The sequence below is a fragment of the Psychrobacillus sp. genome, assembly GCF_056205495.1.
In genome coordinates, this window is the sequence record NZ_JBAEAP010000263.1 from 1 (window position 1) to 9,470 (window position 9,470).

A 9,470-nucleotide genomic window follows, 5' to 3' on the forward strand; every position below is an offset into this window, starting at 1 on the left:
TTTTCGATTGATTCTACTACTGAATCTATTGCTAGCTTAGATTGGGACAAGGTGTACCCGCTTGCAGGTCCAGTGGCCATTGAAGGAGCAGAGCCTGGAGATACGCTGGAGGTGGAAATTGTAAATTTAGAGACAGGAAGCTGGGGGTGGACGGCTATTTTGCCTGGACTCGGGCTGCTGCCGGAGGAGTTTCCAGATGCGTATTTAAGAACCTTTGATTTGACCGACGGGGAGTTTATTCATTTCCGCGAGGATATTAAAATTCCCATCGAGTCGTTTTTAGGGACGATGGGAGTAAGTCCTAAGGATGCAAGTGGACAGCCGATCATGCCTCCAGGAACTTTTGGGGGGAATATGGATGTTCGCCAGCTGACGATTGGGACGAAGTTGTATTTACCTGTCCAGGTGGCTGGAGCGTTGTTTAGCTGCGGAGATGCCCATGCAGCTCAAGGAGACGGGGAGGTTTGTGTGTCCGCATTAGAGTGTCCGATGACCGCTACCTTAAAGTTCAACCTTATTAAAGGCAAAACGATTCCTTCGCCTCAGTTTTTAACGAGTGCTCAGCTTACTCTTAAGGTGAACCATAAGGGATTCTTCGGTACCACTGGCGTTGGTCCTGATTTGATGAAGGCTTCGCAGGATGCGCTTCGGGCGATGGTAGATCACATTTCAACTACATATGAAATGGAGCCAAAGGATGCCTATTTGTTGTCTAGTCTATGTGTCGATTTGAAAATCTCAGAGATTGTAGATGCGGGGCAATATATCGTTAGTGCAGTATTGCCAATGGCGGTGTTTGAGGATTAATGAAGACTACAATAAAAGGAAAGATAACTAGACCATAAAATGGAAAACTATTCTTGACTAAAGAAATTTTCTAAACTAATATAAAAATAATAGTCAGAAAATAAAGTTATTTCCTAATATTACATCAAAGGGAAACAAGAGGAGAATTGCATGAAAGATACAGTAGTAGAAGAGAACGTCTTACTTCAAGAAGCATTGGACCTAAAGGAACAGTTAATACAGTGGCGCAGACATCTTCACGTGAATCCTGAACTATCATTTGAAGAATTTGAAACCTCCAAGTTTGTTTTAGAAAATTTAAAGGATCTTGGTTTTGAAATTCAAGCACCGGTTGCCAAAACTGGAATTGTTGCTCTTTTAAGAGGCACTGAGCCAGGTCCGACAGTTGCATTAAGGGCAGATATGGACGCTCTTCCTATACAGGATGAGAAGTCGGTTTCATACGCCTCGTCGGTTCCTGGAGTAGCCCATTTATGCGGACATGATGCCCATACTTCGATGCTGCTGGGAGCGGCCAAAATACTAAGTAAACATAGACCGACAAAGGGAAATATCAAGTTGATCTTTCAGCCAGCAGAGGAAGGGCTAGCAGGGGCCTTACATATGGTTCAGGAAGGGGTTCTTCAAAATCCCGATGTGGATGTTATTGCCGGTTTGCATGTACATCCTACAGCACATACAGGGTTTATAACGGTTGCGAAAGATGTCGCAATGGCATGTGCGGATTCTTTTGATATCGAAGTGATCGGAGAGGGGGGACATGCGGCTCATCCACATATGTCTATTGACTCGATAACGGTGGCGGCGGAAGTAATCTCTTCCTTACAACAAATTGTGAGCCGGTCGATTGATCCTCTAAAGCCAGCTGTTTTGACAATAGGAAAAATTGAAGGTGGCTTTAAGCGAAATGTCATCGCACCGTCCGTTCGATTAGAAGGAACAGTTAGAGTGTTAGATCCTTCGTTGCGCGAGGTCATTTCCAAAAGAATGGAGCAATATATTAAAGGCGTTTGCGAAGGAATGGGGGCTAGTTATAAGTTCGATTATCAATTTGGCTATCCTTCCGTGAAAAATGATAATAGGTTGATTCCATTATTAGATTCAATCTCTGAAAAAATATTAGGAGCTAATACTTTATCGATTATTAATCCGAGCATGGGAGGAGAGGATTTTGCTTACTATGCGGAAAAGGTGCCTGGAATTTTCTTTAGATTAGGCACTTACAATGCAGAAAAGGATTGTATCTATCCAAATCACCATCCTAAATTCGATATTGATGAAGATGCGTTGCCGTATGGCTCGGCTTTATTGGCCCAATTTGCTCTTGATTACATAGAGAGTAATACGAACGACTAATAAGTATAGGTTCAATGAAATTATATATATAAAGGGGAATGACTATGAAGAAATGGGTAGGATTAGCAAGTTCTGTACTTTTGACAGTAGGATTGCTGGTAGCTTGTAGTGGAGATGATTCTTCTACTTCTACGACTAAAAAAGAGGACGACAGGACATTGACGATTGCAATGGGAACGGACATGGTAACGTTTGATGTTCATAACCATGTTAATACTTCTACAGAAGCGATTCACGTGAATATGTTTAACTATTTGTTTAAACGAGACAATGAAACTGGTGAGATTTTACCAGACTTAGCAGAGGGTTATGAAAAAATTGACGATAAGACGTGGGAAGTGAAACTAAAAGAAGGAGTTAAGTTCCATAACGGCGAGGCATTAGATTCGGAGGACGTTAAATTCTCACTTGAACGTGTTGCGCATGATTCCACGCTGCTTGATCACATTAACTATAACTCTATTAAAGAGGTACAAGTTGTGGATGACTTAACGTTACGTATCGTTACAAATGAGCCAGACCCGGCTTTATTAAATAGAATTTCAAGGATTGCTTCTAGTATCCTTCCTTCTGAATATATTGAAGAAAACGGAATGGATCACTTCTTGGAAAATCCAGTTGGGACAGGACCATTTAAATTTTCGAAATGGGTACGTGACGATCGCATCGTGCTAGAAGTCTATGATGATTATTTTGAAGGAAAAAATGAGGAATGGGATGAGGTTGTATTCCGTGTAATCCCAGAAAACTCTACACGTGTATCTGAGCTATTAACAGGTGGAGTTGATATTGCAACAAACATGCCACCAAGTGAGTGGAAGCGTATTGAAGACAACGATGGTACACATTTATCTCAAGGTACCTCTAACCGAACGATGATGATATTTGTACGTTCAACAGAAGGATATCCAACCTCTGATCCGAGAGTTAGAAAAGCTTTGGACTTGGCAATTGATAACAAGGCTATAACGGATAACCTGTTAAATGGTGCGGGTATACCAACAATCACTCGTGTCGCACCAGGAAACTTTGGTTTTGCGGAAGATCTTTACGACACGTATAACTATGACGTGGAAGAAGCAAAAAAATTATTGGCTGAAGCAGGCTATCCGGATGGCTTTGAAATGACATTCCATTCTCCAAAAGGGCGTTATTTACAAGATGCTGAAATTGCTGAGATGGTTGCTGGCATGTGGACTGCAATTGGAGTAAAAGCAAATGTTGAATTTATGGAGTGGAGCAGCTTCGTTGAACTTCGTAATTCAGGCAAAAACAAGGATGCTTATTTACTAGCTTTAGGTAACTCTATGTTTGATGCGGCAAATGCATTAGATTGTTATAACTACGAAAGATTCAAAGAGCAAATTGATTATCATAACGAAGAGGTAGAAGAATTATTAGCAGCAGCTGCTCAAAATATGGACCCAGAAGAAAGAGCAGAACAATATATTAAAGCACAGCATTTATTAGCTGAAGACACGGCTCATATCGTATTACACCAAGAATCTATCAACGTTGGGGTAAGTGATGCAATTGATTATACACCTACAATGGATGAAATCATTTACGTGGATTCTATTAATAAAAAGTAGATATGGTGATCGGTAGGGAGAGCTTGCTCTTCCTTCCTTTACTATTTGGTAGAAAATTTAGTGGGTGAGTCAATTTCATAAATGATAGAAGTGGAAGGCATCCACTTAAGTGAAAATCCATTCTACTTTCTTATTTAAAAAGGATATTTTTATAGGAAAAAGATTATGAAATTAATTCAGTTGAATTCAATTTCAAAAATAGTATTTCACTGATCAGACATGATCATTTATCTCTCCGTATGGATTGGAGCACCAGACGGCGACTCCAGTGGGATGAGTGAGACAGATAAGACATTACAACCGCGCGCGTAGCGACGGGTGATGGCTTATCGCCTCACCCCACGGAAAGCGTCCACCTGAAGCGGAAATCCATTCTACTTTCTTATTTAAAAAAGATATTTTATAGGAACAGGATTATGAAATTAATTCAGTCTACAGATCATTTCAAAATATGTGTGAGGTGACAATTGATGAACAATTACTTCGTTAGGCGAATACTACAAATAATACCCGTATTATTAATCATTTCATTTATTGTCTTTTCACTAGTCTTTATAGCAGGAGATCCCGTGGCATTAATGCTACCTGATGACGCCTCACAGGAAGATGTCGAGCTATTAAGAGAATACTTAGGCTTAAATGAATCCTTTATCGTTCAATACACTACATACCTGATGAACCTTGTACAAGGTGATTTTGGAGAATCGTATCGTTATGGGCAGGATGCGATGTCGATCGTCTTAGAGCGTCTCCCTGCAACACTTGAACTAGGTATTGCAGCACTTCTAATCGCAATTGTTGTATCGATTCCACTTGGTATTTGGTCTGCTACCAAACAAAACTCTAGTCTAGATTTAGTGGCGACGGGAGCGGCTGTAATAGGAAAAGCGATGCCAAACTTTTGGCTAGGGATTATGTTAATTTTACTGTTTTCCGTTACGTTAAGCTTCTTCCCGGTTTCCGGAAGAGGAACGCTTATGCATTTGGTTCTCCCTTCTGTCACTCTGGCTACTGGGATAGCAGCGGAAATGACAAGACTCATCCGGTCTAGCATGATTGAAACCTTGAATCAGGATTACGTACGCACAGCAAAGAGTAAAGGTTTAAAGGATAGAATCGTAGTTTATAAGCATGCGTTCCGAAACTCCCTTATTCCGGTTATCACAATCACTGCACTACAAACCTCTACTTTGGTTGGTGGCACATTGATAACTGAAACCGTCTTTTCATGGCCAGGTTTAGGGCAACTATTAATACAGGCCGTCAATACACGTGATATGGCGATTGTTCAAGCCAGTGTATTTGTCATCGCAACACTCGTCATTCTTATGAATCTAGTAGCAGATATTCTTTACCGACTATTAGATCCACGGATTAAATATAGCTAGGGGGGAAGTTAAGTTGACCCAATCACAGACAATAAGCATGACACAAAACAAACCCTCTTCTTTTAAAAGGTGGAGTAGATTACTACTTAGAAGTAAGACAGGTACAGTAGGATTTTTTATCGTATTATTTGTTTTCTTAGTAGCCATTTTTGCGCCATTACTAGCACCACATGATCCCGCTGCTATAAATGCGGCAAATATGCTCAAGCCTCCTTTCTGGATGGAAGGTGGTAGTACTGCAAATCTATTGGGAACGGATAATCTTGGGAGAGATATTCTTAGTCGAATCATATATGGATCTCAAATTTCCTTATTAGTAGGTATTACATCTGTAGTTGTTGCCGGAATCATAGGTGTGACGATTGGCTTGATCGCGGGGTATTACGGAGGTTTTATAGACAATTTACTGATGCGCCTTGTAGATTCCTTCCTTGCCATCCCTACTATTCTTTTTGCGCTAGTAATACTTAGTGTTTTTGGCCCTAGTGTGATTACGCTTATCTTCGTTCTCGGTGCTACGAACTGGGTAAACTATGCACGGCTTGTTCGCGGCGAAGTGTTAACTATAAAGGAACGTGATTTCGTAAGAGCTGCTCGTTCCATTGGAATGAAAAACCATAAGATAATTACTCGTCATTTATTGCCAAATGTAATTTCCTCTTTTATCGTAATTTCCACGTTAAGTGTGGCAACAACGATCATTCTAGAAGCGTCACTTAGCTTTTTGGGACTTGGTGTTCAACCACCGACTGTTTCATGGGGATCTATTTTGAGTGATGGAAGAGATTATTTAGCGACTAGCTGGTGGCTGGCAACTTTTCCTGGTCTAGCCATAACAATAACAGTGCTTGGAATCATATTCTTGGGTGATTGGTTAAGAGATGTTCTTGATCCACGCTCTATCAAAAAATAATCTAAAGGAGGAATCCCAATGGCGGAGGAAGTACTGAATGTAAAAAACCTCAAAACTTATTTCCATACTGAAAATGGGATTGTTCCCTCAGTCGATGACGTTTCTATAAGGATAAATAAAGGCGAGACAGTAGCGATAGTAGGGGAATCTGGCTCAGGGAAAAGCGTAACCTCTCTATCCATTATGCGTTTAATCGAATCGCCAGGAAGAATTGAAGATGGACAAATTTTGTTTAAGGGAAAAGATATTGTTCCTATCTCAATGAAAGAAATGCGCAGCCTTCGTGGTAATGAAATTGCAATGATTTTCCAAGAGCCTCTTACTTCCTTGAACCCTGTTTTCACAATAGGAAATCAAATGGCAGAATCTATTATGCTACATCAAAAGAAGAATAAGAAGGAAGCACGTCAGATAAGTATTGAAATGCTGAAAAAAGTAGGGATACCAAGGGCAGAGAAGGTCATTGACTCATTCCCGCATTCATTGAGTGGAGGTATGAGACAGCGTGTCATGATTGCAATGGCACTCTCCTGCAATCCGGAATTGTTGATTGCAGATGAACCAACTACTGCTCTAGATGTAACGATTCAGGCTCAAATTCTTAAATTGATGAAGGGCTTAATCACGGAGTTTGACACATCTATTTTGCTAATCACCCATGACCTGGGTGTAGTGGCTGAAATGGCAGATCGTGTAGTCGTGATGTATGCAGGTCAAGTAGTGGAAGAAACGGATGTATTTACATTGTTTAGAGAACCTAGACACCCATATACAAAAGGTCTGATGGATAGTACTCCTAAAATCCATGAATTAAAGGATGAGCTAACTTCTATACCGGGCACCGTCCCAAGTCCCTTAGATTATCCAACTGGTTGTCGGTTCATGGATCGCTGTCCGTATGCCATGCAAAAATGTGCTGAGGCTCAACCAAAGCTTGAAGAAATTCTGACAAATCACAAGGTCAGATGCTGGCTCCATGAAGAAAAGGTGGTTGATTTGTATGAAACAAAATCATTTGCTGGAAGTTAAAGGGCTGAAAAAAGCTTTTGATATATCGGAAGGTTTCTTAAAAAGAAAAAAACAGTTTCTTTATGCAGTTGACGGCTTGGACTTTTATGTGGACGAGGGAGAGACCCTAGGGATAGTTGGGGAATCCGGATGTGGGAAGTCGACTACTGGAAACCTGATAGGTCAGCTACTGGATGCAACGGAAGGTGAGATTTTATTTGAGGGAGAAGATTTAACGAAGCTAAAAGGAGAGGTGTTAAGAAAGAAACGAGCAGATATCCAAATGGTATTTCAAGACCCTTTCTCATCCTTGAATCCACGTATGCGCGTGTTCGATTTGATAGCGGAGCCGTTAAGGACTCATAAATCTCTCAATAAAAAAGAGCTCACGGAACGAGTAATGGAGCTGATGGACCTAGTTGGGTTAAATCGTGCTTATGTCAATCGATATCCACATGAATTTAGTGGAGGACAGAGACAACGAATTGGAATTGCTCGTGCTATTTCCTTAAATCCCAAGCTTATCATATGTGATGAGCCAGTTTCTGCACTGGATGTATCGATTCAGTCTCAAATATTAAACTTACTATCTAAGCTACAAAAGGAACTCAATCTAACGTTCATTTTTATAGGACATGGACTGCCAGCAGTGAAGCACATCAGTGACAGAATTGCCGTGATGTATCTTGGTAAAATAGTGGAGCTGACGACAAAGGAAAAATTGTTTTTACATCCTATGCATCCTTATACAGAGGGTTTATTGTCCGCTGTGCCAGTTCCAGATCCAACTCAACGGAACATCGAGGGAAGACAGCTTTTAGAAGGCGATATCCCGAGTCCGGCAAATCCACCCCCTGGCTGTAATTTCCATACAAGATGCCCTTATGCTAAGGACATATGCAGTAAAACGGAGCCTATATTTGAGGAAAAAGCGTCAGGTCAATTTGTAGCCTGTCATTTCCCGCTTGAAAATGGTAAAGGAATTATCAATGAAGAGAAAGTGAAGGTAGATGCGTGATGGACTATCTGAGGAGAAACCTTGAGCCGATGCTTGAGCTCATAGAAAAATTAGTCAATATCGATAGTGGCTCAACGTGTAAAGCTGGTGTAGATAAAATAGGAGAAATCCTAATAAATGAATATAAACAAATGGACCTCTCTATAGAAATTAAAGAAAATGAGGAATTTGGTAATAACATTGTCATCAGACATAAAGAAGCCTTGAAGCCTGAAATACTGCTAATCGCCCATATGGATACGGTGTTTCCGATTGGAACGGCAGCAGAAAGACCATTTACCATTAAGGATGGCCTTGCATTTGGTCCAGGAGTAGCGGATATGAAGGCAAGTCAGGTAACTCTATTGTATGCGATGAAATATTTGTACGAGAAAAACGATGCTGCCTTGAAAAATGTCATCATTATTTTAAACAGTGATGAGGAAATAGGTTCCCCGACATCCAGGGAGCTCATCGAGGAAATTTCAAAAGAAGTGAAATATGCATTGGTTATGGAGCCTGCCCGTAAGGATGGATCGATTGTGTCCTCACGAAGAGGGGGCGGCAGATATACGCTGCATGTACATGGAAGATCTGCACACTCCGGAGTAGCACCAGAAGAAGGCAGAAGTGCTATTGAGGAGCTTGCATATAAAACGATCAAGCTCAATCATTTAACTGACCATGATCAAGGAATATCCGTAAGTGTAGGTATAGTGGAGGGCGGGGATGCGGTAAACATGATCCCGGACAGCGCCACTGGATACGTAGATGTACGCGTCGAAAGTGATGAGCAAAGCTTAGAAATTGCCAAGCAAATCGAAACCATTTGTTCCGTACCAGATGTACCAGGAACTACAATCGACCTAGAGGGCGGTATCACCCGTCCACCAATGGAGCTTGATGATAAGAACCAGAAACTCCTAGAAATCGTGAAGGAAGTCGGAAGCTCCTTTGGTCTAAAGGTAACCGATTCTCATACCGGTGGAGGATCCGATGCATCATTTCCCTCTCACCTTGGCGTAGCCACCATTGACGGTGTAGGACCAATCGGTGGAAAGCTGCACAATGAAGGGGAATATCTCGAAATAGACTCCCTGACGGAAAGGTGCTTTTTGTTAGCTGAGACTGTGTCGAGGTTATCGGGGACTGGTGAGTAGGATGGAGGGTGTCCCTGTGTCAGACACTATTCTGACAATTGACTACAATTCTCGGTAATTGCATCCCTTTGTCATACATAATCTTCAGTGAACAGTTGGATTCAAAGGCTCGGAAGCGTGTAGGCCCAAGGAGACTGGTTGTTGTTTAAGAAGGATAAATTAAAGGTCACTCATTACTGAGTGGCTTTTTATTATGTAAATAGGAAAAGCCGCGAAACTAAAAAAAGCAGGATTTTTTCGTGTCTATTG

The 9,470-nt window shown here is 41.2% G+C and carries 8 protein-coding genes; all 8 read left to right on the plus strand.

Annotated features, from left to right (window positions below; all coding sequences use genetic code 11):
- The coding region (locus AC06OU_RS07595; protein ID WP_475855014.1) for an acetamidase/formamidase family protein at window positions 1-807 on the plus strand (807 nt) is incomplete at its 5' end.
- Window positions 808-957: 150 nt separating this feature from the next.
- Window positions 958-2,163: a M20 metallopeptidase family protein gene (locus AC06OU_RS07600; protein ID WP_475855016.1), complete on the plus strand. Its 1,206-nt coding sequence runs from the start codon at window positions 958-960 to the stop codon at window positions 2,161-2,163.
- Window positions 2,164-2,207: 44 nt separating this feature from the next.
- Window positions 2,208-3,755 (plus strand): ABC transporter substrate-binding protein, encoded by a 1,548-nt coding sequence (locus AC06OU_RS07605; protein ID WP_475855017.1) that lies wholly within the window; start codon window positions 2,208-2,210, stop codon window positions 3,753-3,755.
- 470 nt (window positions 3,756-4,225) lie between these two features.
- A complete protein-coding gene (locus AC06OU_RS07610; RefSeq protein WP_475855018.1) occupies window positions 4,226-5,143 on the plus strand; it encodes an ABC transporter permease in 918 nt (305 codons plus the stop codon).
- 37 nt (window positions 5,144-5,180) lie between these two features.
- Window positions 5,181-6,056 (plus strand): ABC transporter permease, encoded by an 876-nt coding sequence (locus tag AC06OU_RS07615; protein ID WP_475855026.1) that lies wholly within the window; start codon window positions 5,181-5,183, stop codon window positions 6,054-6,056.
- Window positions 6,057-6,074: 18 nt separating this feature from the next.
- Complete coding sequence (locus AC06OU_RS07620) at window positions 6,075-7,085, plus strand: ABC transporter ATP-binding protein (RefSeq protein ID WP_475855020.1); 1,011 nt, start codon at window positions 6,075-6,077, stop codon at window positions 7,083-7,085.
- Window positions 7,057-8,082: an ABC transporter ATP-binding protein gene (locus AC06OU_RS07625; RefSeq protein ID WP_475855022.1), complete on the plus strand. Its 1,026-nt coding sequence runs from the start codon at window positions 7,057-7,059 to the stop codon at window positions 8,080-8,082. The genes AC06OU_RS07620 and AC06OU_RS07625 overlap by 29 nt, the downstream gene beginning before the upstream one ends.
- Window positions 8,082-9,221 carry a M20 family metallopeptidase gene (locus AC06OU_RS07630; protein WP_475855024.1) on the plus strand — a complete coding sequence of 380 codons (1,140 nt, stop codon included), beginning with the start codon at window positions 8,082-8,084 and terminating at the stop codon, window positions 9,219-9,221. The genes AC06OU_RS07625 and AC06OU_RS07630 overlap by 1 nt, the downstream gene beginning before the upstream one ends.
- The last annotated feature ends 249 nt before the right edge of the window (window positions 9,222-9,470 follow it).